The organism is Mycobacterium sp. 852014-50255_SCH5639931 (assembly GCF_001665605.1).
Lineage (GTDB): Bacteria > Actinomycetota > Actinomycetes > Mycobacteriales > Mycobacteriaceae > Mycobacterium > Mycobacterium paraffinicum.
In genome coordinates, this window is the sequence record NZ_LZSV01000035.1 from 276,435 (window position 1) to 302,198 (window position 25,764).

The window sequence follows — 25,764 nt, forward strand, 5'->3', positions numbered from 1 at the left end:
GATGTTAAGAACTGCGGGGCCAACACCTCCGCAGACACTCCGAGACCGAACCGTTACGCGCAGGTAGCCCGCGACCACTGCGCCGAGTTCGACAGGAGGGTGACCCGTACTCGCGCTGCCGTCGATCTCGGTGCGCCGGGCCGCTAGTCCAGCAGGACCGTCGCGAAGGTGCCCACCTCGGCGAAGCCGACTCGGGCGTATGCGGCGCGGGCCACGGTGTTGAAGCTGTTCACGTACAGGCTGGCGGTGCGCCCGCTCCCGACGATGACGGCGGCCACGGTCGCCGTGCCGGCGGTGCCGATGCCCAGGCCACGCCACTCGGGATGCACCCACACCCCTTGGATCTGGCCGACTCCCGGCGACTGCGAGCCGACTTCGGCCTTGAAGACGACCTGGCCGTGCTCGAAGCGGGCCCAGGCGCGACCGGCCGCGATGAGGCTGGCCACCCGCCGCCGGTAACCCCGACCGCCGTCGCCGATCCGCGGGTCGACGCCCACCTCGCCGATGAACATGTCCACGGCGGCCACCAGATAGGCGTCCAGCTCGTCCGGCCGAACCTGGCGCACCCCGGGGTCGATGTCGCAGTTGGGGTGCCTGGACAGCGACAGCAGCGGCTGGTGGTCGCGCACATCCCGGGCCGGGCCCCACGCCGGCTCGAGCCGCTCCCACATCCGCATCACCAGGTCGGACCGGCCGACCAGCGACGAACAGCGGCGCGTCCCACTCATCGCCTCGTCGGCGAAGGCGTCCATGTCCTCCGGTGCGCCGCGCAGTGGGATCAGGTTGGCGCCGGCGAAGCACAGCGATTCTTCCGCGCCGCGCAGGGTCCACAGTTCCCCGCCGATGGAATTGGGGTCGATGCCGTGGTCCGCCACCCGGGCCGCGACCATGCACGACCCGACGGGATCCTCGTCGAACACCCGCCAGACGGCGGCGGCGTCGCGCACCACAGACACCCGTCGCTCACCGACAAGGCGGAAGAGGGGCGGAGCCGACATCTGGCGAACTCTCTGTGATGCGATTAACGGACTTGCAAGCTGGAAACGGCCCCCATCAGCTTACGGTCACGATCGGCGAACCGCTTGATGTTGTGTCAGGACCGTGATCGGTCCCCATCTCCGAGGCCAGACGCATGGCCTCCTCGATGAGCGTCTCGACGATCTGGGCTTCCGGCACGGTCTTGATCACTTCGCCGCGAACGAAGATCTGCCCCTTGCCATTTCCTGACGCGACGCCCAGGTCGGCCTCTCGCGCCTCGCCCGGACCGTTCACCACGCACCCCATCACGGCAACCCGCAGCGGGACGTCCAGGCCCTCCAGGCCGGCGGTGACCTCGTTGGCCAGGGTGTAGACGTCGACCTGCGCGCGGCCGCAGGACGGACAGGACACGATCTCCAGGCCGCGCGGCCGCAGGTTCAGCGACTCGAGAATCTGGCTGCCGACCTTGACCTCTTCGACCGGCGGCGCGGACAGCGACACCCGGATGGTGTCGCCGATCCCCCGCGAGAGCAGCGCGCCGAAGGCCACCGCGGACTTGATGGTGCCCTGGAAGGCCGGACCGGCCTCGGTGACGCCGAGGTGCAGCGGGTAGTCGCATTGGGCGGCCAGCTGCTCGTAGGCGGCGACCATCACGACGGGATCGTTGTGCTTGACGCTGATCTTGATGTCGCCGAAGCCGTGCTCCTCGAACAGCGAGGCCTCCCACAGCGCGGACTCGACCAGCGCCTCGGGGGTGGCCTTGCCGTACTTCTCCATGAACCGCTTGTCCAGCGAGCCGGCGTTGACGCCGATGCGGATGGGGATGCCCGCCGCGGCGGCCGCCTTGGCCACCTCGCCGACCCGGCCGTCGAATTCCTTGATGTTGCCGGGGTTTACCCGCACCGCGGCGCATCCGGCGTCGATCGCGGCGAAGATGTACTTCGGCTGGAAGTGGATGTCGGCGATCACCGGGATCTGGCTGTGCCGGGCAATCTCGGCCAGCGCGTCGGCATCCTCCTGACGGGGACACGCCACCCGCACGATGTTGCACCCCGCGGCGGTCAGTTCCGCGATCTGCTGCAGCGTCGTGTTGACGTCGTGGGTTTTGGTGGTGCACATCGATTGCACCGAAATCGGATAGTCGCTGCCCACCCCGACATCGCGGACCATCAGTTGGCGCGTCTTACGCCGGGGGGCGAGCGTGGGCGCCGGTGCGTCCGGCATGCCCAGGCCAATGGTCACTGTTCTAATTCCTTCTTGCTATTGGAAGAGCCTGATCGGATTGACCAGATCAGCGGTCACGGTCAGCAACATGTACCCGACCACGAACACCAACACCACGTAGGTGGCGGGCATCAGCTTGAGGTAGTTCACCGGTGCGGCCGCGACCTTGCCGCGGGCCGACCGGACGAGGTTGCGGATCTTTTCGAACACCGCGATGGCGATGTGGCCGCCGTCGAAGGGCAGCAGCGGCACCAGGTTGATGGCACCCAGAATGAGGTTCAGCTGGGCCAGGAAGAACCAGAACGCCACCCAGAGCCCGTGGTCGACGGTGTCGCCGCCGATGATGCTGGCGCCGACCACGCTCATCGGGGTCTGGGGATCACGCTGTCCGCCCCCGATGGCGTGCACCAGCGCACCCACCTTGGTCGGGATGGTGACCAGCGCCCTACCCACCTCGCGGGTCAGGTCGCCGGTGAACGCGAAGGTGGCCGGCACCGCGGAGAGCACTCCGTAGTGCGCGGGCGCGAGTTTGACGGCCGCGACGCCGATGGCGCCGACCGTCGACGGCGCCGGCTGACCGCCCTGCCCGTTGGCGCCGGTGGTCAGGAAGCGCTGGGTGGGCGTGACGTCGACGTAGGTGGTGATCGCGTTGCCGCCACGCTCGACGACGACCGGGACGATGCCGTGCATCTTGCGGACCGCGGCGGCCATGTCCTCGAACGTGGACACCGGGGTGTCGCCGACCTTGACCACGACGTCGCCGGCGCGGATGCCGGCCGCCGCGGCCGGACCGGGGCCGGTGCAGTCCGCGATCTTCCCGGGAGCCACTTCCGGTGCGACACAAGCGGTTTCGCCGATCACCGCCCTGGTCGGCGGGTGCAGGTTGGGCAACCCCCAGACCAGCGCGATCGCATAGATCAGCACCAGGCAGATGACGAAGTTCATGGCCGGACCGGCGAACAACACCGCAACCCGCCTCCAGACGGCCTGCTTGTACATCGCGCGATCGGCCTCATCGGGAGCCAGCTCCTCGACCGAGGTCATCCCGGCGATGTCGCAGAAGCCACCCAGCGGCACGGCCTTGAGGCCGTACTCGGTCTCACCACGCCGCGTCGACCACAGCGTGGGCCCGAACCCGACGAAATAGCGACGGACCTTCATGCCGGTGGCGCGGGCGACCCACATGTGGCCGCACTCGTGCAAGGCCACCGAGATCAGGATGGCGACGGCGAACAGCACAATGCCGATAACGAACATCATCTCCGCTGCAGGACCTTTCTCACACCATTCCGGAGGCGTTGACGGAGGCCTCGGTGGACCCGGCGTGTGCGACGGCGCGTTGCGCTCGCTCCCGCGCCCAGCGCTGCGCGTCTAGTACCTCATCCACGTTAGCGGGTGAAACCGCCCATTGGTCTGCGGCGTGCAGCACGTCGGCGATGGTTTTCACGATGACGGGGAATCCGACCCGGCCCGCGAGGAACGCCGCCGCGGCTTCTTCGTTGGCCGCGTTGTAGACCGCGGTCATGCAACCGCCGGTCTGGCCGGCATACCGGGCCAGTTCGACGGCGGGAAAAACCTCGCCGTCCAGCGGCTCGAATTCCCAGCTAGAGGCGGTGCTGAAGTCGCAGGGGGCGGCCACCCCGGGTACCCGGTCCGGCCAGCCCAGCGCCAAGGAGATCGGCAGCTTCATGTCCGGGGGGCTCGCTTGGGCGATGGTCGAGCCGTCAACGAAAGTGACCATCGAATGAACAATCGACTGCGGGTGCACGACGACCTCGATGCGGTCGTACGGGACGCCGAACAGCAGGTGCGTCTCGATGAGTTCGAGCCCCTTGTTGACCAGCGAGGCCGAGTTCAGCGTGTTCATCGGGCCCATCGACCAGGTCGGATGGGCGCCGGCCTGTTCCGGGGTGACGCCCTCGAGCTGGGCGGCGGTCCAGCCGCGAAACGGCCCGCCGGAGGCGGTCAGCACCAGCTTGGCGACTTCCTCGAGGGATCCCCCCCGCAGGCACTGGGCCAGCGCGGAGTGTTCGGAGTCGACGGGCACGATCTGACCCGGCCGTGCCGCCCGCAAGACCAGCGGACCGCCGGCGATCAGCGATTCCTTGTTGGCCAGCGCCAGCCGGGCGCCCGATTCCAGGGCGGCCAGCGTCGGCCGCAGGCCCAGCGCGCCCACCAGCGCGTTGAGGACGACGTCGGCCTCGGTGTCCTCGACCAGGCGGGTCACCGCGTCGGGACCGCGGTAGGGGGCGTCGGCGGCCTGCGCCGCGCGTTCGTCGGCGACGGCGATGTTGGTGACCCCGGTCTCGGCGCGCTGGCGCAGCAGGGTGTCCAGGCTCGCGCCGCCCGCGGCCAGGCCGACCACCTCGAAGCGGTCCGGATGGGCCGCGATCACCTCCAGGGCCTGGGTGCCGATCGACCCGGTGCTGCCCAGCACCAGCACGCGCAGGCGGCCCTCGGGTGTCGCGATCGTCACTCACTCATTGTGCCCCGCCCGGTGGCGATGCGAGGGCTGCGGGACCTCGCCACGGGTATGCCAGAATCGCTGCAGGACCGACGAAAGGGATTCACCGTGGCCAGTACCGAGGTGGAACACTTCAGCGGCGTCGACACCGTTGAGGTGCCGTCCGCGGCGTGGGGTTGGAGCAGCATCAATCACCGCACCTGGCACATCACCGGCCTGGTCATCATCGTGTTCCTGCTGGCGATGCTGCGCGGCAATCACGTCGGCCACATCGAGAACTGGTTCCTGATCGGGTTCGCGACGCTGGTGCTCGTCGCCCTGGTCCGCGACCTGTGGGGCCGCCGGCGCGGCTGGATCAGGTAGCTACTTCTTCTCGGCGGCCAGCTGTCCGCACGCGGCGCTGATCTCGCGGCCGCGGGTGTCCCGCACCGTGCACGACACCCCGTGGGCCCGCACCCGGCGGACGAACTCCCGCTCCACCGGCTTGGGGCTGGCGTCCCATTCGCTGCCCGGCGTCGGGTTGAGCGGGATCAGGTTCACGTGCACCAGCGGGCCGAGCGCCCGGTGCAGGCGCTTGCCCAGCAGGTCGGCGCGCCACGGCTGGTCGTTGACGTCGCGGATCAGCGCATATTCCACCGACACGCGGCGGCCGGTGACGTCGGCGTAATAGCGGGCGGCGTCGAGCGCCTCGGTGATCTTCCACCGGTTGTTGACCGGCACCAGCGTGTCGCGCAGTTCGTCGTCGGGGGCGTGCAACGACAGGGCCAGCGTCACCCCGAGCCGCTCGTCGGCCAGTTTGCGGATGGCCGGGGCCAGGCCGACGGTCGAGACTGTGACCGCGCGGGCCGAGATGCCGAAGCCGTGCGGCGGCGCTTCGGTGATGCGACGCACCGCGGCCACCACCCGCGCGTAGTTGGCCAGCGGCTCCCCCATGCCCATGAACACCACGTTGGAGAGTCGATCGCCGAAATCGTCCCGCAGGGCCACCGCGGCGGAACGGACCTGTTCCAGGATCTCCGCCGTCGACAGGTTGCGGGTCAGTCCCCCCTGCCCGGTCGCGCAGAACGGGCAGGCCATGCCGCAGCCGGCCTGCGAGGAGATGCACACGGTGTTGCGCTGCGGGTAGCGCATCAGCACCGACTCGAAGGTCGTCCCATCGGTGCCGCGCCACAACGTCTTTCGGGTCTGCCCGGCGTCGCAGGTGACCTCGGCGGCGGACGTGAGCAGGTGCGGGAACATCGCGTCGGCGATCCGGTCCCGCACGGCCGCAGGCAGGTCGGTCATCTCGCGGGGGTCGGCGATCAGACGGCCGTAGTACTGATGCGCGAGCTGCTTGGCGCGAAACGCCGGAAGGCCGAGCTCGGCGACGGCCGAGGCGCGGCCGTCCGCGTCGAGGTCGGCCAGGTGCCGCGGCGGCTTGTTCGGGCGGGGTTCGGTGAAGACCAGTTGTTGGACCATGTCCAGTCCAGTATCGGCCCTTCTCAGGGGACGAGTGTCAGCACCGTCCACGCGGCGACCGCCGACGGGAGCACGCCGTCGAGCCGGTCCATCAGGCCGCCGTGGCCGGGCAGCAGGCGGCCCATGTCCTTGATGCCGAGGTCGCGCTTGATCTGCGACTCGACCAGGTCGCCAAGTGTGCAGGTGAGCACCAGGATCACGCCGAGCACCGCACCGATCCACGGCGGCTTGCCGGCCAGGAAGGTCGCGGTCAAAACGGCCGCGGTAATTCCGAGGAAGAGCGAACCGGCGAATCCCTCCCACGATTTCTTCGGGCTGATCGCCGGCACCATCGGGTGCTTGCCGAACAGCACGCCGACGGCGTAGCCGCCCACGTCGGAGGCGACGACGGTGACCATCAGGCAGAACACCCGGCCCGCGCCGTCCTTGGGGTAGACCAGCAAGGCGCCGAATGAGGCGAAGAGCGGCACCCACGCCGCCAGGAACACCGTCGCGGAGGCGTCGCGCAGGTAGTTGGCCGACGGGGACCCGGCGAACGGCTCGGGCCGCTTGCTGTTGTCCTGCATGAACAGCCGCCAGACGTTGCACACCACCACGGTGGCGCCGAAGCCGGCCAGGGCGCCGGCGGCGTGAAACGGCCACGTCAGCCAAACCGTCACCTGACCGCCGATCAGCAGCGGGATGAGCGGGATGACGTATCCGGCCTCGCGCAGCCGTCGCACCACCTCATGGGTGGCGACCAGGATGGCCAGCGCGACGATGGGGACCCAGAAGCGGGGCGCGAAAATCAGCGTCACGACGAGCACGCCGCCGATCGCGGCGCCCACCGCGATGGCCGCGCGCAGGTCGCGTCCCGCGCGGGACGTCTTCTTGGTCGGCTGCTGCGCGGCCTTGCTGCCCTGACGCGCCGGCTCGTCGGGCGTGCTGGCTGCGCCGGTGGTTGCCACGGACCTGGGTGAACTTAGCTGCTGGTGGCCGCTAGACCTCCAGCAGCTCGCCTTCTTTGTGCTTGACCAGGTCTTCGATCTGGGTGATGTACTGGTGCGTCGTCTTGTCCAGGTCCTTCTCGGCGCGGCCGACCTCGTCCTCGCCGGCCTCGCCGTCCTTGCGGATGCGGTGCAACTCCTCCATCGCCTTGCGGCGGATGTTGCGCACCGACACCTTGGCGTCCTCGCCCTTGCCCTTGGCCTGCTTGACCAGCTCGCGGCGACGCTCCTCGGTGAGTTGCGGCACCGCCACCCGGATCAGGGTGCCGTCGTTGGTGGGATTGACGCCCAGATCGGAGTTGCGGATCGCGGTTTCAATCGCGCCCAGCTGACTGGTTTCGTAGGGCTTGATCACGACGAGCCGGGCCTCGGGGACGTTGATGCTGGCCAGCTGCGTGATGGGGGTGGTGGCGCCGTAGTAGTCGATGGCGACCCGGGAGAACATGCCCGGGTTCGCGCGGCCGGTCCGGATGCTCGACAAGTCGTCACGGGCGACCGCTACGGCCTTCTCCATTTTCTCTTCGGCGTCGAAGAGAGCCTCGTCAATCATCGTTCGCTCTTCCCCTCAGGTGGTGACCAGTGTCCCGATTTTCTCACCGGCGACCGCGCGGGCGATATTGCCATTGGTCAGCAGGTTGAACACCAGGATCGGCATGCCATTGTCCATGCACAGGCTGAACGCCGTGGCATCGGCCACTCGGAGCCCCCGGTCGATGACCTCGCGATGGCTGATCGCGGCGATGAGCTCGGCGTGCGGATTCTGCCGCGGGTCCGCTGAGAACACCCCGTCGACCGCCTTCGCCATCAAGACCACCTCCGCCCCGATCTCCAGTGCCCGCTGCGCGGCCGTGGTGTCGGTGGAGAAGTACGGCAGCCCCATGCCGGCCCCGAAGATGACCACCCGGCCCTTCTCGAGGTGACGGACGGCGCGCAACGGCAGATACGGCTCGGCGACCTGTCCCATGGTTATCGCCGTCTGGACGCGCGTGACGATGCCTTCCTTTTCCAGGAAGTCTTGCAGCGCCAGGCTGTTCATGACCGTGCCGAGCATGCCCATGTAGTCCGAGCGGGTGCGTTCCATGCCGCGCTGCTGCAGTTGCGCGCCACGGAAGAAGTTGCCGCCACCGATCACGACCGCGACTTGGACGCCGTCGCGAACCACCTCGGCGATCTGGCGGGCCACCCGCGCCACGACATCGGGGTCCAGCCCGACCTGGCCACCGCCGAACATCTCGCCGCCAAGCTTGAGCAACACCCTGGAGTACTTGGGCCGCGTCCGCGGCGGCCCGGCAGCTGATCCATTCTCCGGTGCCGTGGGCTCCCTGGACTCCGTCATCAGGCTCCTCGCATGAGAGTGCCATCCCGGGGGTTAACTCCTCCGGAACGGCATTTCACATCCTGCCTCATCGCAACACAAGCCGGCGTCGGTGGGGTGCGTTATGCGCGGAGTTGGCGATTTGGACGACTTTTCGCTGCGATCGGCCCAGGTGACGCGGAGGCGGCGCTACGGTTCGGCGGGCTCCTCGCTACGGATGTTTGCGGCATGACCGTAGTGGGGAATCTGCACTATCGCGGCGGGAATTCACGGTCTTGAGAAAAGAGGGCCCATCTCGCCGTATGACCGGATCGATCGCGTTGGCGATCGGTGGTGAGCGCGAATCGCTCAGGTACGCCTACGAGGAGGAACTGATCCATGGCGGACAACAACTCGGGACCTGCTGAAGCTGTCAAGGGCGTCGTCGAGGACGTCAAGGGCAAGGCGAAGGAAGCCGTTGGTGCGGTGACGGGTCAAGACGACCTCACCCGCGAGGGCCAGGCCCAGCAGGACAAGGCGGAAGCGCAGCGCGACGCGGCGAAGAAGGAAGCCGAGGCCGAGGCGGCCCGCGGCGGCGCCGAGGCCGCTGAGCAGCGCCAGAAGGCCAATCAGTAGCTTGCTGGGAGGATGGGTCCGGTCTGTGGAAACGGACCGGGCCCATCGACTTTTCTGGGTCAAGACGATCGCGTCCGGTTAGCCAGGCCGACGCGGTCCGCAAGCGTCGCAAGATCGTTTGCATACTTTCGCCGCGAGTGGGTAGTCACCGCTGCGCTGGCTGACATCTCCCCCAGGAGAGATGCCTAAGGGCCGGGGGCCAAAGCGGACCCACATTCGGGAGATGTCGTTGGACGTTCTACTGCTGACCGACGCGGACGACTTCGAGCACGCCCTGCCGCCCCTGACTTCGTTCGGGCGAATCATGCGGCGCGCGCCCCTTATAAGTGACGGCCAGGGGCCGGTCGAAGCCGGCGACGTCGCCATCGTCGACGCTCGAGGCAACCTCGCGGCCGCGGCGGCGGCCTGCCGGCGCCTGACAACCGATGCCCCCGCCACCGCCGTGGTGGCGTTGGTGGCGCCGGCCGACGGCGTGACGGAGGACGTGGACTGGAACGTCGACGACGTCATACCGCCGGGGACCGACTTCGACGAGCTGCAGGAGCGGCTGCAGCGGGCGATTGCGCTGCGGCGCAGCACAATCAACGGCAGTTTGCGGTTCGGCGCCCTGCTCTTGCACCCGACCAGCTTCACTGGATCGCTGGAAGGCAAGGACCTTGGTTTGACGCTGACCGAGTTCAAACTGCTGAATTTCCTTGTGCAGCATGCCGGTCGGCCATTCACCCGAACCCGCCTGATGCACGAGGCGTGGGGCTATGACAGCAACGGCCGAGTCCGTTCGGTCGACGTCCACATCCGGCGGCTGCGCGCCAAGCTCGGACCCCGACATCAGTCGATGGTGGACACCGTCCGAGGTGTCGGCTACATGGCGGCGACCCCACCGCATCCGGAATGGATCATCAGCGAGCCGACGCTGACATTGGCGCCGACGGATTCCGCCAGGGACCCGGTCGCGCAGTGACGCGCTGAGCGCGAATCGCCCTGCTCGAGAAGGATTTCGGGGATTGGTCAGCCGAAGAGCGGGAAGGCGCGCTTGCGCGCGAGCGCGTCCATGCCGTCCTGGATGGCGTCCTGGATCTCGCGGTACTTGCGGTCGATGTACGCTTCGTCCTCCGCGCGTGCGGGATCGTGGTCGAGCTGCACGGCGGGCATGAACCGGGTCCTGATCTTGGCCGGTAGCGGCAGCTGCGGAAGTGCCGCCGGCGCGATCCCCCACGGCAGCGAGATCGCCAAGGGGAACACTTTGAGGCGCAGCAGGCGGTCCAGCTGCAAGGCCTTCGACAGCTTGTCGCCGCGAATCAGCACGGGCATGGCGTCGGCGCCGCCGACCGTCGCGATCGGCACGACGGGCACGCCGGCCCGAATCGCCATCTTCACGAAGCCTTTTCGGCCCGCCAGGTTGGCCTGGTCGCGCTCGGTCCACGGGCGCAGGGAGTCCACCTCCCCACCGGGCCACAGTGCAACGTCGCGCCCTTCGGCCAGGGCGGTGGCGATCGCGTCCGGGGCGGCCGGAAGCACACCCATCGACCGGAAGTACCGGCCGATCACCGGAATCGCCATCAACGCGTCGTGGGCCGTACCGTGCAGCGGGCGTTCCTGCCCGAAGCGCCGCCACCATTGCAGACCGACGGTCCAGGCATCCCAGACGAAGGGAGCGCCGGAGTGGATTCCCACCAACAGAACCGGCGGCTCCGGGACGTTCTCCCAGCCGTCGATCTCCATGCGAAACCAGTAGTCCACCAGCACATTCCACAGATACTTCTGCCGCTGCAGGGCGGCCTCTTCCTGGCCGCGGAGGTCCCACCGACCGGCGCGCTCGGCGACCCAGCCGCTCAGTCCCCCGCCCTGACCGCTGCGCCGATCCTCCATCGCCGCCCGCGCCCGCTCGGCGTTCAGTCGCGCTTGTTCGCGTACTTCGGCTGGCCTGTGATCTGGGTTACTCATGGGTACGGTGTACCCGATTCATGCCCACACGACGCAACACCCGGCTGCCAAAAGCACCTCCCCGCGTCGCATGCGCGACGCGGGGAGATATCCGCAAGCGGGATCAGGTGTGAGCCGGGCTGGGCGGCGCACCCGGTGCCGGGCTCGGGCTCGGAGCGCCGGGCGCAGAGCTGCCCTGCACGTTCGACGTCCACATCAGGATGTCTTGCATCCCGTCGTTGTAGGCCACGCCGTTGGGCGGCGCGCCGGTCACGTCGAAGTACAGCGTCCCGGTCGACTCGCTACCCTGCGGGATCGGCGCCGGGTTGAGGCCATTAGGGGCCCCCACCTTGTCGATCACCCGGTAGTTCTGGCCGTTGGGCCCGCGGGCGATGAAGTCCTTGACCATCGGGGTCACGAGCCCGCCGTCCGACCGAGCGGTGACGTCCGCCTGGTAGAGCGTCCCCTTGGGCGTGTAGCCGGGAATCGAGACGTTGCTCGGCTGCAGGTTGCTCACCGTGTAGTTGGTGATCAGCGGCCCGTCCACGAGTTGCTCACTGGTGCCGAACCCCTGGATGTTGGGCGGCGCGGCAGAAGCCGGCACCGCGGCGAAAATGCCTGCCGCCGCTATCCCCCCGGCAGCGGCAGCTGTCTTCAGCGCGGTCTTGGTGACCTTCATTGCTCATTTCCTTTCGTGTCGAACAATCGCCCCCCAGAAGGGCAATACGCACATAGGCCGCAAATAGCCCCTTGCTGCCCGCTTTAAACATATGCGCCCGTTTATTCGTAATTTTCAGCCGGCTAGCTGGCGAAATGGTGTTGCTTTGCTGGACAGCATCTTTCGCATCAGCTTTTAACATCCGTATCGCTATTCACGTTGAATGACTGTGGCAACGACAACGTCGTCGGGCTCTGGGCGCCCGATTAGCGCGCACGGTGGCGGGTAGTCGGGGCGGGAGAAATCCGACCAGACGACAGGGGCCGTCCATGGAACGCGGAAGCTCTAAGCACAGTCCGCGCGAGGACGAGCTCAAGCACGAATTGGAGGCACGCTGCGCGGTAACCGGCCCGTCGCGCCGAGGAATGGCGCGATCCCGAGCCGCTGGCCGCCGACGACCCCGACGTCCCCACAGCCCGCCCGGTGACATACGAACCGTGAACCGGCATTTTCGACCACGAATCGAGGAATCAGATGGGTTTTGCGCCTCAGCAACAAACCGCCCCCGGTGTGCAGGGCCGGATGAACCCCGTGCCCGACTGCGGCGAAAACACTTACCGGGGCTCGGGAAAGCTCACCGGCAAAAGGGCGATCATCACCGGGGGTGACAGCGGCATCGGGCGCGCGGTCGCTATCGCTTTCGCGCGCGAAGGCGCCGACGTGCTGATCTCCTACCTCAACGAGGACGACGACGCCCGCGACGTCGCGCGCTACGTGGAAGACGCCGGGCGCAAATGCGTACTGGTGTCCGGCGACCTTTCCGATGCTGCGCATTGCCGCGCCGTCGTCGACCGGGCCGTCGAAGAATTCGGCGGCATCGACATCCTGGTCAACAATGCCGCCTACCAGATGATGCACAAGAACCTCGACGAAATCAGCGATGAGGAATGGGATTACACGTTCCGGCTCAATGTCGGCGCATATTTTTATCTCACCAAGGCGGCGGTGCCACACATGAACGCGGGGGCGTCGATCATCGGCAGTTCGTCGGTCAACTCCGACACGCCCAATCCAACGCTGGCGCCCTACGCCGCCACCAAGGCCGCGATCGCCAACTTCTCGGCCAGCCTCGCTCAGTTGCTGGCGAGAAAGGGATTCGGGTGAACAGCGTCGCGCCCGGCCCCATCTGGACACCGCTGATTCCCTCGACCATGCCCCCGGACAGCGTCGAGTCGTTCGGCGACAACACGCCGCTGGGCCGCGCCGGCCAGCCCGCCGAACTCGCGCCGATCTACGTGCTGTTGGCCTCCGACGACGCGAGTTACATCTCCGGCGCGCGGGTGGCCGTCACCGGAGGCCGGCCAATTCTCTAGCGCCGCATCGTTTTTGCTCTTGCGGACGGTTCAGGAGCCCCGGTTCTCGCCCAGTTCCTCGACGATCGGGCTCGAAGCGGGGATGTCTTTTGCGTTTTCGGCCAGCCCTGGCTTGGTGTGGGAGCGACGAGCCGCGGCCTTGTCGGCGTCCCGGACGTCGCGATCGTCGATGATGGTGACCGACGCGGCGACCTGGGCGGCATTGTTGTAGGTCTCGGGGGGAATGCTTCGCAGGGCGCGGATCGTGTGGTCGTCGCAGCCATTGCGACCGGCGGCGTCGAGCAGATCCTGTTTGTTCGCCGGAAAGTCCACATCGGTGAAGCATTGACGCAGCTGACTGGGAGTAGTGGACGCAACCATGGCTGTCGGGATGCCCGGTGGCCGTGGCGCTAAACGCGGCCCCGGGGTGACGTCTCGGTCACATCGGCGCGCGACCTGGAACGCCTTTCTCAGCGGCCGCGGACCCGGCGGTTGTGCTTCTTGATCGCGTCGACCAACTCCGCCTTGCTCATCGTCGACCGCCCCCGCACGTCGAGACGGCGGGCCACGTCAAGCAGGTGCTTCTTGCTCGCGTTGGCGTCCACACCCTCGGCGGTCGCGCCGGAGGCACGCGGCCCGCCGCTCTTGGCGCGCTCGTCGGACGGGCCCTTCTCTTCTTTGGGCTCCCAATGATCGCCGATCTTTTCGAAGCTGTGCTTGAGGGCGGAATATGCCACTCGGTGGGCGCGCTCTTCGCTGCCGTATTCGTCGGCGGCCGCGTCATGCGTTTTCGCGAACGTGCGTTGCGCTTTGGCGTTGGAACGCTGCAAAGTGCTCGGCAGTTCGTCCTTCTTCGGCTTGCCGCCTTTCGTCGTCTTGGGCATGAAAACCTCCTGATACGCCCGCGCGGTACGAGTGACATTTCGGTTACCCCGCTGACGGGCCGGCAATCACCACTTCGCACCGCGAAGTCGCGTCCAGGGCCCGAAAATATGTCAATATCATTGACATGGTTCAGGCCGAAGACGCCCCGCTTGGTTACCTGCTGTACCGGGTGGCCAGCCTGCTGCGACCGGAGGTTTCCGCGGTGTTGGGCCCGCTCGGCCTGACGCTGCCCGAATTCGTCTGCCTCCGCATGCTTTCCCTGGTTCCGGGGATGTCGAGCGCCGAACTGTCTCGGCAGGCCGGCGTGACACCGCAGGCGATGAACACGGTGCTGCGCAAGCTGGAAGACATTGGCGCCGTGGCCCGGCCGACATCGGTGTCCAGCGGTCGCGCGCTACCGGCCACGCTGACCGGTCAGGGCCGCGCCCTGCTTAAGCGCGCCGAAGGCGCGGTGCGGACCGCCGATGCGCGCATCCTGGCCAAGCTGACCGAAACTCAACAGCGCGACTTCAAGCGGATGCTCGACAAGCTCGGGTCCGACTGACCCGCGGCGATCGCGAGCGCGGCGAAGCCGGGCGAAGCGGGTCGCCGCCTCGGACTACGCGTCAAGCGTTTTGGATCCGGGCCCATGGTCGGGCCTCTTCGAGTTCGTAGGCCAGCTCGAGCAGTAGCGCCTCCTGCCCGATGTTGGTCGAGAACATCATGCCCACCGGCATGCCTTCGTCGGACTGCGCCAACGGAAGTGAGATCGCCGGCTCGCCGGTGACGTTCTGCAGCGGGGTGAACGAGACCCAGTCGATCAGTCGCTCGATGACCTGGTGGTAGTCGGTGGGTGCCAGATAGCCGATGCGGGGCGTCTCGTCGGCGAGCGTCGGGGTCAGCACGACGTCGTAGGTACCGAAGAATTGTGCGGTACGCCTGCGGATTCGGCGCAGGCGCATGATCGCCAGCGGCAGCCGATGAATGTTGCGGGCGGTGTGTCGCTCCAGCCCGAGCGTCAGACTGTCCAGCCGGCCGCGGTCGAACGTCTTGCCGAACATGTGCCGCCCGCTGCGCACCTGGGCCAGCGCGAGAAATCCCCAGTAAAGGACGAAATCGTCGACGAAGCTGGCCGGCACCGGGGGCTCGTCGAGGTATTCGACGCGGTGCCCCAGCTCCTCGAGAAGGCCGGCGGACTTCAGCGCCAGCTCGCGCACCTGGGGGCTGCAGTCGCGTTGCACCGAACGGGTCAGCACGGCGATCCGCAGCCGCGGCCTGCCGGGCCCGGCGACGTCGCCGACCGGTGCCAGTTTCGGATTACGCCAAATTCGTTCGGCCTCCCGGTAGAACGCCGCCGTGTCACGCACCGAACGGGTCACCACACCGTTGGCGACGATGCCCACCGGCATCCGGCGCAGGTGGGCGTCCAGCGGTAGCCGCCCACGCGACGGCTTCAGCCCGACAAGCCCGTTGCAGGCGGCAGGGATGCGGATGGAGCCGCCGCCGTCGTTGGCGTGGGCGATCGGCACCACGCCGGCGGCAACGAACGCAGCCGAGCCCGATGAGGATGCGCCGGCGCTGTAGTCGGTGTTCCACGGGTTGCGGACCGGCCCCAGCCGGGGGTGTTCGGCCGACGCGCTGAAACCGAATTCCGACAACTGCGTCTTGCCCACCGGGGCCAGCCCGGTGGCCAGGAACAACCGGGTGAATGCGCCGTCGGAGGTGGCATTCCACGGCGTCCACGCGTCGGTGCCGTGCATCGTCGGCTGGCCGGCGATGTCGACGTTGTCCTTGAGGAACGTCGGGACGCCGTCGAAGAAGCCGTTCGCCGCCGGGGCGGTCCTGGCCTGCTGGAAGGCCGCATAGGCCAGGCCGTTGAGGATCGGATCGACGGCCTCGGTGCGGGCGATGGCGGCCTCGACCACCTCCGCCCTGCTGACCCAGCCGGCCTGTATCGCGTGGGCGAGGCCGACCGCGTCCAGATCACCGAGGGCGTCGTCACCGAACGCATGCACGTGTCGCATGTAACCGACGCTAGCCCGCGCCCGCGCGGGGCTTAGGCCTGGCCCACCTCGAAGCGCACGAACCGCGTCACCGTCACGCCGGCTTCGTCGAGCAGGGCCTTGACCGTCTTCTTGCTGTCGGACACCGAGGGCTGCTCCAGCAGCACGGAGTCCTTGAAGAAGCCGTTCAGCCGGCCTTCGACGATCTTGGGCAGCGCCTGCTCCGGCTTGCCCTCGGCCTTGGCCGTCTCCTCGGCGATGCGGCGCTCGCTGGCCACGACGTCCTCGGGGACGTCGTCGCGCGACAGGAAGCGCGCCTTGAGCGCGGCGATCTGCAGCGCGACCGAGTGCGCGGCCTCGACGTCGGAGCCGCTGTATTCCACCAGCACGCCGACAGCGGGTGGCAGGTCCGCCGCCCGCTTGTGCAGGTAGGCCTCGACGGTGCCGTCGAAGTACGCGACACGGCGCAACTCGAGCTTTTCGCCGATCTTGGCCGACAGGTCGGCGATGGCCTGCTCGACCGTCTTACCGCCCGTAGCGGCAGCCTTGAGCGCCTCGACATCGGTGGCCTTGGATTCGGAAGCCGCCGCGACGATGTCATCGGCGAGCTTCTGGAACTCGGCGTTCTTGGCGACGAAGTCGGTCTCGGAGTTCAGCTCGATCAGCGCGCCACCCTTGGCCGCGACCAGACCTTCGGCCGTGGCGCGCTCGGCGCGCTTACCGACGTCCTTGGCGCCCTTGATGCGCAACGCCTCGACGGCCTTGTCGAAGTCGCCGTCACTCTCGGCCAGCGCGTTCTTGCAGTCGAGCATGCCGGCGCCGGTGAGCTCCCGAAGCTTCTTGACGTCGGCGGCGGTGAAGTTGGCCAATGATCAGCCTTCCTTAGGAGGGTTCAGGGGTCGATTCGGGTGCGCCCGCAGCGACATCGGTGGGGGCGCTGGCAGCAGCGGAGGCCAGCAGTTCCTGCTCCCATTCGGGCAGCGGCTCGGCGGCCTCAACCTCGGGCTTGCCGTCGGTGCGGCCAACGCCGGCGCGGGCCTGCAGGCCCTCGGCAACCGCGGAGGCGATCACCTTGGTCAGCAGCGCTGCCGAGCGGATCGCGTCGTCGTTCCCGGGGATCGGGTAGTCGACCTCGTCGGGGTCGCAGTTGGTGTCCAGGATCGCGATGACCGGGATGCCCAGCTTGCGGGCCTCGCCGACGGCGATGTGCTCTTTGTTCGTGTCGACGACCCAGATCGCCGACGGCACCTTGGCCATGTCGCGGATACCGCCCAGGCTGCGCTCCAGCTTGTTCTTCTCCCGGGTCAGCATCAGGATTTCTTTCTTGGTGCGGCCCTCGAAGCCGCCGGTCTGCTCCATCGCCTCGAGCTCCTTGAGGCGCTGCAGGCGCTTGTGCACCGTGGAGAAGTTGGTCAGCATGCCGCCCAGCCAGCGCTGGTTCACGTAGGGCATGCCGACGCGGGTCGCCTCGGCCGCGACGGATTCCTGTGCCTGCTTCTTGGTGCCGACGAACATCACGCTGCCGCCGTGGGCGACGGTCTCCTTGACGAACTCGTACGCCTTGTCGATGTAGGTCAGCGTCTGCTGTAGGTCGATGATGTAGATGCCGTTGCGGTCGGTGAAGATGAACCGCTTCATCTTGGGATTCCAACGACGGGTCTGGTGCCCGAAGTGAGTGCCGCTGTCCAGCAGCTGTTTCATGGTTACGACGGCCATGCTCGTGCCTAACTTGTGTCGGTTGTCGCCCGGCATCGGGTGAAGCCGGGCCCTGGCGCCTGCTGCGATGCCGGACCCTGTTAAGGGACCGCCCGGCATGCGATGCGAACTCCTTGTGGAACGGGAGACGCGGGGCGGACGCGCGAAGTCAGCCCGCGAACGAGCTGCGACCAGGAGTTTACACCGACTCAGCTGGTGGTTTTGCACAGCACCGACCCGCCCTGAGTGGTGTGGGCGCAGGCGGGGCAATGAACTGAGCCGATGCGACGGGTTTTGCGGCTGATGCTGTGCCTGGCGGTGCTCAGCGCGGTGCCGGCGGTTGCGGACGACGCTCGCCTGGATTGGCCGTTGCGCCCGCCCCCGGCCGTCGCCCGCGGATTCGACGCCCCGTCACCGAACTGGAAACCCGGGCATCGGGGCGTGGATCTGCCCGGGGCTGCAGGTCAGCCGGTGTATGCGGCGGGCACCGCCACCGTGGTGTTCGCCGGGCAGCTGGCGGGGCGGCCGGTGGTTTCGCTGGCCCACCCGGGCGGGCTGCGCACCAGCTACGAGCCGGTCCGGGCGGCTGTTCGGGTGGGCCAGCCGGTAACGGCCCAGACCGTGATCGGCGAGCTGGTGGCCGGCCATCCCGGCTGCCGGGCCGCGGCGTGCCTGCACTGGGGCGCGATGTGGGGTCCGGCGTCGGGCGCCCACTATGTGGATCCGCTGGGTTTGGTGAAGTCGACGCCGATCCGGCTCAAGCCGCTGCAGGGATGAGGGCGGGCGTCATGCCCGCGGGTGGGCCTGATCATGCACCGCCCGCAACCGCGAGACGGCGACATGGGTGTAGAGCTGGGTGGTCGCCAGGCTCGAATGGCCGAGCAGTTCCTGCACGACGCGCAGGTCGGCGCCGCCTTCCAGCAGGTGCGTGGCCGCGCTGTGCCGCAGGCCGTGCGGCCCCATGTCGGGCGCGCCGTCCACCGCCGACACCGTCTCGTGCACGACGGTGCGGGCCTGGCGGACGTCGAGCCGCCGCCCTCGCGCACCCAGCAGCAGCGCCGGCCCCGACTCGGCGGCCACCAGGGCGGGCCGCCCCTCGTCCAGCCAGGCGCGCAGCGCCTCGGCGGCCGGTGTCCCGAACGGCACGGTGCGCTGCTTGTTGCCCTTACCCAATACCCGGATCAGCCGATGCCCGGCGTCCACATCGTCGAGGTCCAGGCCGCACAGTTCGCTCACGCGGATCCCGGTGGCATACAGCATCTCGACGATCAGCCGGTCCCGCAATGCCATCGGATCACCTTGTTGGGCACCGGATTTCGCGGCAGCCATCGCGTCGAGAGCCTGGTCTTGGCGCAGCACCGCCGGCAGGGTGCGGTGCGCCTTGGGCACCTGCAGCCGGACCGCCGGGTCCGCGGCCAGCAGGCCGCGCCGCGCGGCCCAAGCGGTGAACGCCTTGACCGCCGAGGTGCGACGGGCCAGCGTCGTGCGGGCCGCGCCGGCGGCCCCCGAGGCCGACAACCACGAGCGCAAGAGCGGCAGGCTCAATCTGTCCAGCCCGGCGCCGCGGTCGTCGAGAAAGGTCAGCAGCGAGCGCACGTCGCCGAGGTAGGCCCGACGGGTGTGCGCTGACCGGCCGCATTGCAGCGACAGGTATTCGTCGAACTCCTCGAGGATCGATTCGCTGTCCGGCACTCCCCCACGCTCGCAGACATGGGCGGGCGGTTGTCAGTCGACGCGCCGAAGTGTGTCCGGGGTGAGATCTTCGAGATGGGGATATCCGTCGACGGCCATGATCAGGTCGGCTTCGGCCAGCATCATCCGCAGCACGTGCACGATGCCGTCGACCCCGCCGAGCGCCAGGCCGTACGCGTACGGGCGGCCGATGCCCACCGCGGTCGCGCCCAGCGCGAGCGCCTTGACGATGTCGGCACCGCCGCGGACCCCGGAGTCGAACAGCACCGGAAGACCGTCGACGGCCTCGACCACGCCAGGCAGGCAATCGAGCGCGGGCAGGCCGCCGTTAGCCTGCCGGCCACCGTGGTTGGAGCAGTAGATACCGTCGACGCCGCCGTCCTTGGCGCGCCGGGCGTCGTCGGGATGGCAGATGCCCTTGATGATGAGCGGCAGCTTGGTCAGCGACCGCAGCCAGGGAAGGTCGTCCCACGTCAACGGATTGCCGAACGTCGTGATCCACTGAAGCACAGTGGCTTGCGGGTCCTCCTCGGGCGGCCGCTGCAGGCCGGCGCGAAAGACCGGATCGCTGGTGTAGTTGCTCAGGCACAATCCCCGCAACTGCGGAAAGTTGGCCGTGGTGAGGTCGCGCGGGCGCCAACCGGGAATCCAGGTGTCGAGCGTGACGACGATGCCCTTGTAGCCGGCGGCCTCCGCCCGCTGCACCAGGCTGGCGGCGAGCTCGCGATTCTTTGGCGTGTAGAGCTGGAAAAAGCCGGGGGTGTCGCCGAACTGGGCGGCGACGTCTTCCAACGGGTCGGCGGTCAGGGTGGAAACGACCATCGGGACGCCGGTGGCCGCTGCGGCTTGCGCGGTGGCCAGGTCGCCGTGGCCGTCTTGAGCACAGATGCCGATGACGCCGATCGGGGCCATGAACACCGGCGACGGCAGCGTCAGGCCGAACATCTCCACCGACAGGTCGCGCTCGGCGGCGCCGACGAACATGCGGGGCATCAAGCCCCAGCCGTCGAAGGCCTCGCGATTGGCCCGCTGGGTGCGCTCGTCGCCGGCACCACCGGTGACGTAGGACCACACCGACGGCGACATGGCCCGCTCGGCCCGGGCTTCCAGCTCCGCGAAGGCCATCGGCAGCGCGGGCGCGATCCCGCCCAGGCCCTTGAAGTAGATCTCGTTCTGGTAGTCCCCGAAATGCGCCATGGGAGTAGAGGATGCCAGCCGGCGTTCAAGCCGACGAATCCGCTAGGAGGCCCCGGCCTCCGCCTCGGCCAGTTCCTTCTTCCATTGCCGGAACGTCTCTTCGGTGCGCCCGCGACGCCAGTAACCCGAGATGGACGACGCCCACTTCGCGTCCACGCCGCGCTCCTTGCGGATGTAGGGCCGCAGATTGTGCATGACGCTTTGCGCCTCGCCGTGAATGAAGACGTGCACCTGACCGGGCAGCCACGGCGTGGTGGTGACCGCCTCGATGAGCGGGGCGTGGTCGCCCGCGCGGTCCTCGGGGACCAGATCGGCCCGCCCGCCGCGATAGACCCAATGCACCTCGACGCCTTCCGGCGCGGTCAGCGGAATCTCGTCTTCCTGGCCCGCTACCTCAATGAACGCCTTGCCAACGGCGCTGGGGGGCAACGCCTCCAGCGCCGCGGCGATGGCCGGAAGCGCCGATTCGTCGCCGGCCAGCAGATGCCAATCGGCGGCGGGATCAGGTGTGTAGGCACCGCCGGGGCCCATCAGGTAGATCCGCTGGCCGGGCTGAGCCGCCGCGGCCCATTGGCCCGCGATCCCGTGCTCGCCGTGCACCACGATGTTCAGCGTGATTTCGCCGGCCGCCGCGTCCACGTGCCGGACGGTCATGGTCCGGACCGACGGCCTCTTCTCGGGGGGGAGGCCGGCGAAGCTGTCCAGGGTCAGCGGCTGGGGCAGGTCCGCGACGTCGACGTCATCGGCGACGAACGCCAACTTGACGTAGGAGTCGGTGAATTTGCTGGGCACGAAGGCGTCGAAGTCCTTGCTGCCCAGCACGACCGCGACCATGTGCGGTGTGAGCTCCTTGGTATCGACAACCTCGAAGCGTTGCAAAGGTCGACCCGCCACTTGTCCTCCTGTCCCCGCCCGACACCCGTCGACTATACGAGCCGCGTCGTCGATGCAGCTTGACCCGTTGCGGCCCGGAAAAGTCGCCACTTGCCCTCGCGGCGCTGCACCAACCCGGCCAGCTCAAGGATCGCCAGCGGCCCCAACACCCGCTCGGGCGCCAGCCCCGACGCGACCGCGAGTTGCTCGACGGTGGCGGCGCCGCGGCCCGGCAGCGCCTCGTACACCCGGCGCTCGTCGTCGCTGAGCCCGTCGAGCGCCGTCGCCGGGCGCGGTTCCTCGGCCGCCAGCTCGCCGATGCGGCCGATCAGCTCGACGACGTGGTCGGCCCGGGTCACCAGTTCGGCGCCGTTGCGCAGCAGCGCATGGCACCCGGCCGACGCGGACGACGTCACGGGCCCGGGCACGGCGGCCACCACCCGGCCCAGCGCCCTCGCCCAGGCGGCAGTGTTCGCGGCGCCGCTGCGCAGGCCGGCTTCCACCACCACCGCGGCCCCCGCGACGGCGGCCACCAGGCGATTGCGGGTCAGGAATCGGTGGCGGGCCGGCCGGACACCGGGCGGGTATTCGGTGAAGAGCAGCCCGTGTTGCCCCACGCGGTGCAGCAACGCCGCGTGGCCACCCGGATACGGAATGTCGAGCCCGCCGGCGAGAACGGCCACGGTGATTCCGTCCGCGTTCAGCACCGCCCGGTGCGCCGCGCCGTCGATGCCGTAGGCGCCACCGGAGACGACCGCGACCTCGCGTTGCGCCAGCCCCGCCGCAAGGTCCTCGGCCACCTGCTCGCCATACGCCGTCGCCGCCCGTGTGCCCACCACGGCGGCGGCGCGGTGCGCGACCTCGTCGAGCCGGGTCGTGCCCTGCGCCCACAACACCATCGGCGCCCCGCCGCGAGCTTTCGCCGGGAGATTCCCGAACGCGGCGAACGCCAGCAGCGGCCACTCGTCGTCGTCGGGGGTGATCAACCGTCCGCCCCGGCGGGCGAGCAGCTCGAGGTCGGCGGCGGCGCAGTCGATTTCGCGCCGCGCTTCGGTGTGCCGCGCCAGGCCGTCGTCCACCAGTCCACGGCGGACCCGGTCGGCCGCCTCCACCGGACCAACACATCGCACCAGGCTGGCGAGCTCGGCGCAGGGCGGCTCGGCCACCCGGGACAGGTATGCCCACGCGCGCAGCACGGGACCGTCGACCGCGGTCAGCATCGCCGGGCTCCGGGGTCCAAGAATTCGCCAAGGATCCGTATAGCCCCGTACGCGAATGTGTTGTCGTCGACCCCCATTCGGCATCGCGCCGCCGGCAAGGAACGGAGCGAACAATGATCGTCTGCCAGCCGACCCAGCTCGCCGCGCCCGCCCGCCCCGTAAACCCGTGGGCGATCGCGGCGTTCGCTTTGAGCCTGGTCAGTTGGTGCGGCTTGCCCATTCCCATCTTGAGCGGCGCCCTCGCGTCCGTGGCGCTGCGCGACATGGAACAGCGCGGCGAGGGCGGCCGCGCGATGGCCCAGTTCGCCAGGGCGTTCGCCGTCCTGGTGACCGTCGCGATTGCGGTCCGGGGCGGGCACAACGACTGGCTGACGAAGGCGTACTGGTGACCCGGGTCCGGCGCTCATCGCCGCGCTCCCGGCTGCCGGAAGCTGAGCGCGGCCGCGACCTCCGCGGGTCCGGGCGATACCCCGCCGGCCAAGTCGGCCAGGCTCCACGCGACCCGCAGGGTGCGGTCCAGGCCGCGGATGCTGAGCAGCCCCCGGTCCAGCGCTTGCTGTAGCGGCGTCATCGCGGCGTTGCCGGGCCGGAACTTGCGGCGCAACAGCACCCCGCTCACTTCGGCGTTGGTACGGAATCCGTGCGGCAGCCACCGCTCGGCCGCGGCCGCGCGGGCCTGCGCCACCCGCTGGCGAACATGTGCCGTCGATTCGGCTTCGGTGCCCGCGAAGGCGCCCGCGCGCACCGCATGCATCTCCACCCGCAGGTCCACCCGGTCGAGCAGCGGCCCGGACAGCTTGCCCAGATAGCGACGCTTGGCCGCCGCCGCGCAAATGCAGTCCTGCGGATCGGCGGGCGCGCACGGGCACAGGTTGGCCGCCAACACCAGCTGGAACCGGGCCGGGTAACAGGCCACCCCATCGCGTCGGGCGAGCCGAATCTCCCCGTCTTCCAATGGCGTTCGCAATGCCTCGAGCGCGCTGACGCTGATTTCGGCGCATTCGTCGAGGAAGAGCACCCCACGGTGCGCGCGGCTGACCGCGCCCGGGCGCGCCATGCCTGAACCGCCGCCGACGAGCGCCGCCACGCTGGAGCTGTGATGTGGCGCAACGAACGGCGGCGTGGTGATCAGCGGCGTGTCCCCCGACAGCAGCCCGGCCACGGAGTGGATTGCGGTGACTTCCAGCGACTCGCTGTCCGACAGCGGCGGTAACAGGCCCGGAAGCCGTTGCGCGAGCATGGTTTTGCCGACGCCCGGCGGGCCGGTGAGCATGAGGTGATGCGACCCGGCGGCGGCGACCTCCACCGCGAAGCGCGCCTGCGTCTGCCCCACCACATCGGAGAGATCCGCCGAGGCCTCGAGTGGGGTGGCCGTCGCGGTGATCCTGTTGACCAGAGCGGCGGACCCGCTGAGCCACTTCTGCAGCTGCCCCAGCGTGCGCACGCCCCAGACGTCGATGCCGTCGACCAGGCTGGCCTCGGCCAGGTTGTCCACCGGGACGACGACGGCCGGCCAGCCGTCGCGTTTGGCGGCCAGCACCGCCGGCAGTACGCCGCGCACCGGACGGACCCGTCCGTCCAGCGACAGCTCCCCCAGCAGCACCGTCTTCTCCAGGCGGTCCCACGGGTTCTTCCGTTGCGCCGACAGGACGGCAGCGGCCAGGGCGATGTCGTAGACGGAGCCCATCTTGGGCAGCGTCGCCGGGGACAGCGCCAGCGTGAGCCGCGCCATCGGCCAGCTGTTGCCGCAATTGGCGACCGCCGCCCTGACCCGGTCACGGGACTCCTGCAGGGCGGCGTCGGGCAGACCCACCAGATGCACGCCCGGCAGTCCGGACGCGATGTCGGCTTCGATCTCCACGATTTGGCCGTCCACCCCGCGCACGGCGACCGAGAACGCGCGACCCAGCGCCATCAGCCGATCCCTTGCAGATGGGTGATCTCCGGTGTGCGCCGGCGACCGATCCGCACCCGGATCACGTCGATCCGTAGCGCCGCCCAGCGCTCGTCCTGGCCGGCCAGCCACAGGCCGGCGAGTCGGCGCAGCCGGCGAACCTTACGCTCGGTGACCGCGTACGCCAGCCCGCCGTAGCCGTCCCCGGTACGGGTTTTCACCTCGACGAACACCACCGTGCGGATGGCCTCGTCGCAGGCGATGACGTCGAGTTCGCCGTAGCGGCAGCGCCAGTTACGTTGCAGGATCGACAATCCCATCCTCTTCAGGTGATCCACGGCGAGCGCCTCACCCATCGCCCCGAGTTGGGCCCGAGTCAAAGTCGTTTCGGTCGTCATGGGAGCCAATGTGCTCGAGGACCCCGACACGACGGGCCGCAGCGACGCCTGCGATCCATCCGCGACGGCCGGTTATCCCCAGTGCCGTCTACATCCACAACCGGCCGAAAACGACTAGCCGATTCGGTCCGCCCTGGTGTAGATGTTCATCGAGTCCTCCCGCAGGAACGCCACCAGCGTGATGCCCGACTCCTCGGCCAGCGAGACCGCCAGCGACGACGGCGCGGACACGGCGGCCAGCACCGGAATCCCGGCCAGCACAGCTTTTTGCGTCAACTCGAAGGAGGCCCGCCCACTGACCAGCAGCACCGAGCCGACCAGCGGCACCCGCCGATTTTCCAGCGCCCAGCCGATGACCTTGTCGACCGCGTTGTGCCTGCCGACGTCCTCCCGCACCGCCAGCATGGTGCCGTCGACGCTGAACAGCGCCGCGGCGTGCAGCCCGCCGGTGCTGTCGAAAACCTCTTGCGCCGAACGCAATTGGTCGGGCATCGCCTCGAGCGTGGCCGCCGCTACGGTGGCGGGGTCCGCGCCGGGTGAGAAGCGGCCGATCAGCCGCACGGCGTCCAGCGACGCCTTGCCACACACCCCGCACGACGAGGTGGTGTAGAAGTTGCGGGTCACGTCGAGGGTCGGCACCGTGACGCCGGCGGCCAGTGTCACGTCGAGCACGTTATAGGTGTTCGTGCCCTCGACGGCGCCGCCGCAATACCGGATGGTCAGCACGTCGTCGCGGCCGGTGATGATCCCCTCGGTGAGCAGAAAGCCTTGGGCCAGTTCGAAATCCGCACCCGGGGTGCGCATCGTCACGGTCACCGCCGCGCCGTTCACCCGGATCTCCAACGGCTCCTCGACGACCAGCGTCTCCGGCCGGCTGATCGCTTTCCCTGCGGTGAGATGCTTTACCCGCCGGCGCGCAGTTACGTGCCGCACTAGGCGAATTCACCGTCAGCCG

The 25,764-nt window shown here is 68.8% G+C and carries 27 protein-coding genes and 2 pseudogenes; 7 read left to right on the top strand and 22 right to left on the bottom strand.

The genetic code is table 11. The annotated features are described in order from the left end of the window. Nucleotides 1–143: 143 nt before the first annotated feature. Genes A5758_RS22295 through dxr form a run of 4 tightly spaced genes read right to left on the bottom strand, consistent with a single transcriptional unit; the run spans nt 144 to nt 4,678 of the window. Nucleotides 144–998, bottom strand: a complete 855-nt coding sequence (locus A5758_RS22295; protein WP_067212445.1) for a GNAT family N-acetyltransferase — start codon at nt 996–998, stop codon at nt 144–146. A 55-nt stretch (nt 999–1,053) separates the two neighbouring features. Beyond that, entirely contained in the window at nt 1,054–2,220 is a 1,167-nt protein-coding gene (ispG, locus tag A5758_RS22300) for a flavodoxin-dependent (E)-4-hydroxy-3-methylbut-2-enyl-diphosphate synthase (protein WP_067212442.1), read from the bottom strand. An 18-nt stretch (nt 2,221–2,238) separates the two neighbouring features. Beyond that, nucleotides 2,239–3,462, bottom strand: a complete 1,224-nt coding sequence (locus A5758_RS22305) for an RIP metalloprotease (protein ID WP_067744516.1) — start codon at nt 3,460–3,462, stop codon at nt 2,239–2,241. Between the two features lie 19 nt (nt 3,463–3,481). Then, nucleotides 3,482–4,678: a 1-deoxy-D-xylulose-5-phosphate reductoisomerase gene (gene dxr, locus A5758_RS22310; protein WP_067744519.1), complete on the bottom strand. Its 1,197-nt coding sequence runs from the start codon at nt 4,676–4,678 to the stop codon at nt 3,482–3,484. A gap of 96 nt (nt 4,679–4,774) precedes the next feature. Here dxr and A5758_RS22315 point away from each other — a divergent pair, with 96 nt between their 5' ends. After that, on the top strand, nt 4,775–5,029 hold the full coding sequence (locus tag A5758_RS22315; protein ID WP_067212520.1) for a DUF2631 domain-containing protein: 255 nt from the start codon (nt 4,775–4,777) through the stop codon (nt 5,027–5,029). Here the strand turns inward: A5758_RS22315 and rlmN are convergent, their stop codons facing one another. The 4 genes from rlmN to pyrH all read right to left on the bottom strand — a co-directional run bounded on the left by rlmN (nt 5,030) and on the right by pyrH (nt 8,446). Next, complete coding sequence (rlmN, locus tag A5758_RS22320; protein WP_067744522.1) at nt 5,030–6,124, bottom strand: 23S rRNA (adenine(2503)-C(2))-methyltransferase RlmN; 1,095 nt, start codon at nt 6,122–6,124, stop codon at nt 5,030–5,032. A 23-nt stretch (nt 6,125–6,147) separates the two neighbouring features. Beyond that, complete coding sequence (locus tag A5758_RS22325) at nt 6,148–6,969, bottom strand: phosphatidate cytidylyltransferase (RefSeq protein ID WP_369816479.1); 822 nt, start codon at nt 6,967–6,969, stop codon at nt 6,148–6,150. A 133-nt stretch (nt 6,970–7,102) separates the two neighbouring features. Then, entirely contained in the window at nt 7,103–7,660 is a 558-nt protein-coding gene (frr, locus tag A5758_RS22330; protein WP_067212428.1) for a ribosome recycling factor, read from the bottom strand. A 15-nt stretch (nt 7,661–7,675) separates the two neighbouring features. Further along, nucleotides 7,676–8,446, bottom strand: a complete 771-nt coding sequence (pyrH, locus tag A5758_RS22335) for a UMP kinase (RefSeq protein ID WP_082939804.1) — start codon at nt 8,444–8,446, stop codon at nt 7,676–7,678. 357 nt (nt 8,447–8,803) lie between these two features. On the opposite strand from pyrH, the gene A5758_RS22340 reads away from it, so the two are divergent. After that, on the top strand, nt 8,804–9,040 hold the full coding sequence (locus tag A5758_RS22340) for a CsbD family protein (protein WP_067212426.1): 237 nt from the start codon (nt 8,804–8,806) through the stop codon (nt 9,038–9,040). A 223-nt stretch (nt 9,041–9,263) separates the two neighbouring features. Further along, nucleotides 9,264–10,001, top strand: a complete 738-nt coding sequence (locus A5758_RS22345; RefSeq protein WP_067744525.1) for a response regulator transcription factor — start codon at nt 9,264–9,266, stop codon at nt 9,999–10,001. 47 nt (nt 10,002–10,048) lie between these two features. Here the strand turns inward: A5758_RS22345 and A5758_RS22350 are convergent, their stop codons facing one another. Together A5758_RS22350 and A5758_RS22355 are read right to left on the bottom strand one after the other, a co-directional pair. Continuing rightward, nucleotides 10,049–10,984: a lysophospholipid acyltransferase family protein gene (locus A5758_RS22350; protein ID WP_067212415.1), complete on the bottom strand. Its 936-nt coding sequence runs from the start codon at nt 10,982–10,984 to the stop codon at nt 10,049–10,051. Nucleotides 10,985–11,087: 103 nt separating this feature from the next. Beyond that, entirely contained in the window at nt 11,088–11,642 is a 555-nt protein-coding gene (locus tag A5758_RS22355) for an MPT63 family protein (protein ID WP_067212411.1), read from the bottom strand. 513 nt (nt 11,643–12,155) lie between these two features. Here A5758_RS22355 and A5758_RS22360 point away from each other — a divergent pair. Then, nucleotides 12,156–12,994: pseudogene (locus A5758_RS22360) on the top strand (SDR family oxidoreductase). A 30-nt stretch (nt 12,995–13,024) separates the two neighbouring features. On the opposite strand, the gene A5758_RS22365 reads toward A5758_RS22360, so the two are convergent. Together A5758_RS22365 and A5758_RS22370 are read right to left on the bottom strand one after the other, a co-directional pair. Continuing rightward, nucleotides 13,025–13,354, bottom strand: a complete 330-nt coding sequence (locus tag A5758_RS22365) for a DUF2795 domain-containing protein (RefSeq protein WP_067212404.1) — start codon at nt 13,352–13,354, stop codon at nt 13,025–13,027. Nucleotides 13,355–13,443: 89 nt separating this feature from the next. Beyond that, the gene (locus A5758_RS22370) at nt 13,444–13,857 is read right to left on the bottom strand and encodes a ChaB family protein (protein ID WP_067212401.1); all 414 of its coding nucleotides are present in this window, start codon (nt 13,855–13,857) and stop codon (nt 13,444–13,446) included. A gap of 125 nt (nt 13,858–13,982) precedes the next feature. Here A5758_RS22370 and A5758_RS22375 point away from each other — a divergent pair, with 125 nt between their 5' ends. Next, nucleotides 13,983–14,402 carry a MarR family winged helix-turn-helix transcriptional regulator gene (locus A5758_RS22375; protein ID WP_066952628.1) on the top strand — a complete coding sequence of 140 codons (420 nt, stop codon included), beginning with the start codon at nt 13,983–13,985 and terminating at the stop codon, nt 14,400–14,402. Nucleotides 14,403–14,463: 61 nt separating this feature from the next. On the opposite strand, the gene A5758_RS22380 is transcribed toward A5758_RS22375, so the two are convergent. The 3 genes from A5758_RS22380 to rpsB are packed head-to-tail and all read right to left on the bottom strand — an operon-like array spanning nt 14,464 to nt 17,556. Beyond that, complete coding sequence (locus A5758_RS22380; protein WP_067744528.1) at nt 14,464–15,861, bottom strand: amidase; 1,398 nt, start codon at nt 15,859–15,861, stop codon at nt 14,464–14,466. 32 nt (nt 15,862–15,893) lie between these two features. Further along, complete coding sequence (gene tsf, locus A5758_RS22385) at nt 15,894–16,709, bottom strand: translation elongation factor Ts (protein WP_067212397.1); 816 nt, start codon at nt 16,707–16,709, stop codon at nt 15,894–15,896. Between the two features lie 13 nt (nt 16,710–16,722). Continuing rightward, nucleotides 16,723–17,556, bottom strand: coding sequence for a 30S ribosomal protein S2 (rpsB, locus tag A5758_RS22390; protein WP_067212517.1), 834 nt, complete (start codon nt 17,554–17,556; stop codon nt 16,723–16,725). Nucleotides 17,557–17,817: 261 nt separating this feature from the next. On the opposite strand from rpsB, the pseudogene A5758_RS22395 reads away from it, so the two are divergent. Further along, nucleotides 17,818–18,303 (top strand): annotated as a pseudogene (locus A5758_RS22395) (M23 family metallopeptidase); the annotation flags it as partial. Between the two features lie 18 nt (nt 18,304–18,321). Here A5758_RS22395 and A5758_RS22400 read toward each other — a convergent pair. Genes A5758_RS22400 through dprA form a run of 4 tightly spaced genes read right to left on the bottom strand, consistent with a single transcriptional unit; the run spans nt 18,322 to nt 22,517 of the window. Then, entirely contained in the window at nt 18,322–19,227 is a 906-nt protein-coding gene (locus A5758_RS22400; RefSeq protein WP_067744534.1) for a tyrosine recombinase XerC, read from the bottom strand. 33 nt (nt 19,228–19,260) lie between these two features. Next, a complete protein-coding gene (locus tag A5758_RS22405; RefSeq protein WP_067744537.1) occupies nt 19,261–20,424 on the bottom strand; it encodes a lactate 2-monooxygenase in 1,164 nt (387 codons plus the stop codon). Nucleotides 20,425–20,466: 42 nt separating this feature from the next. After that, entirely contained in the window at nt 20,467–21,318 is an 852-nt protein-coding gene (locus tag A5758_RS22410) for a siderophore-interacting protein (RefSeq protein ID WP_067744540.1), read from the bottom strand. Nucleotides 21,319–21,350: 32 nt separating this feature from the next. Continuing rightward, nucleotides 21,351–22,517 carry a DNA-processing protein DprA gene (dprA, locus tag A5758_RS22415; protein ID WP_067744543.1) on the bottom strand — a complete coding sequence of 389 codons (1,167 nt, stop codon included), beginning with the start codon at nt 22,515–22,517 and terminating at the stop codon, nt 21,351–21,353. 113 nt (nt 22,518–22,630) lie between these two features. On the opposite strand from dprA, the gene A5758_RS22420 reads away from it, so the two are divergent. After that, entirely contained in the window at nt 22,631–22,906 is a 276-nt protein-coding gene (locus tag A5758_RS22420) for a DUF4190 domain-containing protein (protein ID WP_067212378.1), read from the top strand. A 14-nt stretch (nt 22,907–22,920) separates the two neighbouring features. Here A5758_RS22420 and A5758_RS22425 read toward each other — a convergent pair whose 3' ends face one another. From A5758_RS22425 to fdhD, 3 genes are all read right to left on the bottom strand, one after another. Next, nucleotides 22,921–24,432, bottom strand: a complete 1,512-nt coding sequence (locus A5758_RS22425; RefSeq protein WP_067744546.1) for a YifB family Mg chelatase-like AAA ATPase — start codon at nt 24,430–24,432, stop codon at nt 22,921–22,923. Further along, nucleotides 24,432–24,809 (bottom strand): YraN family protein, encoded by a 378-nt coding sequence (locus A5758_RS22430; RefSeq protein ID WP_067744555.1) that lies wholly within the window; start codon nt 24,807–24,809, stop codon nt 24,432–24,434. The genes A5758_RS22425 and A5758_RS22430 overlap by 1 nt, the downstream gene beginning before the upstream one ends. A 114-nt stretch (nt 24,810–24,923) precedes the next feature. Then, nucleotides 24,924–25,742: a formate dehydrogenase accessory sulfurtransferase FdhD gene (gene fdhD / locus A5758_RS22435; RefSeq protein ID WP_067744558.1), complete on the bottom strand. Its 819-nt coding sequence runs from the start codon at nt 25,740–25,742 to the stop codon at nt 24,924–24,926. Nucleotides 25,743–25,764 lie beyond the last annotated feature (22 nt).

Bases quoted from the DNA above. Each gene is read 5' to 3' on its own strand.
- A5758_RS22295 (WP_067212445.1), bottom strand. From the start codon at position 998: ATGTCGGCTCCGCCCCTCTTCCGCCTTGTCGGTGAGCGACGGGTGTCT.
- A5758_RS22305 (WP_067744516.1), bottom strand. From the start codon at position 3,462: ATGATGTTCGTTATCGGCATTGTGCTGTTCGCCGTCGCCATCCTGATC.
- rlmN (WP_067744522.1), bottom strand. From the start codon at position 6,124: ATGGTCCAACAACTGGTCTTCACCGAACCCCGCCCGAACAAGCCGCCG.
- frr (WP_067212428.1), bottom strand. From the start codon at position 7,660: ATGATTGACGAGGCTCTCTTCGACGCCGAAGAGAAAATGGAGAAGGCC.
- pyrH (WP_082939804.1), bottom strand. From the start codon at position 8,446: ATGACGGAGTCCAGGGAGCCCACGGCACCGGAGAATGGATCAGCTGCC.
- A5758_RS22340 (WP_067212426.1), top strand. From the start codon at position 8,804: ATGGCGGACAACAACTCGGGACCTGCTGAAGCTGTCAAGGGCGTCGTC.
- A5758_RS22345 (WP_067744525.1), top strand. From the start codon at position 9,264: ATGTCGTTGGACGTTCTACTGCTGACCGACGCGGACGACTTCGAGCAC.
- A5758_RS22350 (WP_067212415.1), bottom strand. From the start codon at position 10,984: ATGAGTAACCCAGATCACAGGCCAGCCGAAGTACGCGAACAAGCGCGA.
- A5758_RS22355 (WP_067212411.1), bottom strand. From the start codon at position 11,642: ATGAAGGTCACCAAGACCGCGCTGAAGACAGCTGCCGCTGCCGGGGGG.
- A5758_RS22365 (WP_067212404.1), bottom strand. From the start codon at position 13,354: ATGGTTGCGTCCACTACTCCCAGTCAGCTGCGTCAATGCTTCACCGAT.
- A5758_RS22370 (WP_067212401.1), bottom strand. From the start codon at position 13,857: ATGCCCAAGACGACGAAAGGCGGCAAGCCGAAGAAGGACGAACTGCCG.
- A5758_RS22375 (WP_066952628.1), top strand. From the start codon at position 13,983: ATGGTTCAGGCCGAAGACGCCCCGCTTGGTTACCTGCTGTACCGGGTG.
- A5758_RS22380 (WP_067744528.1), bottom strand. From the start codon at position 15,861: ATGCGACACGTGCATGCGTTCGGTGACGACGCCCTCGGTGATCTGGAC.
- rpsB (WP_067212517.1), bottom strand. From the start codon at position 17,556: ATGGCCGTCGTAACCATGAAACAGCTGCTGGACAGCGGCACTCACTTC.
- A5758_RS22405 (WP_067744537.1), bottom strand. From the start codon at position 20,424: ATGGCGCATTTCGGGGACTACCAGAACGAGATCTACTTCAAGGGCCTG.
- dprA (WP_067744543.1), bottom strand. From the start codon at position 22,517: ATGCTGACCGCGGTCGACGGTCCCGTGCTGCGCGCGTGGGCATACCTG.
- A5758_RS22420 (WP_067212378.1), top strand. From the start codon at position 22,631: ATGATCGTCTGCCAGCCGACCCAGCTCGCCGCGCCCGCCCGCCCCGTA.
- A5758_RS22425 (WP_067744546.1), bottom strand. From the start codon at position 24,432: ATGGCGCTGGGTCGCGCGTTCTCGGTCGCCGTGCGCGGGGTGGACGGC.
- A5758_RS22430 (WP_067744555.1), bottom strand. From the start codon at position 24,809: ATGACGACCGAAACGACTTTGACTCGGGCCCAACTCGGGGCGATGGGT.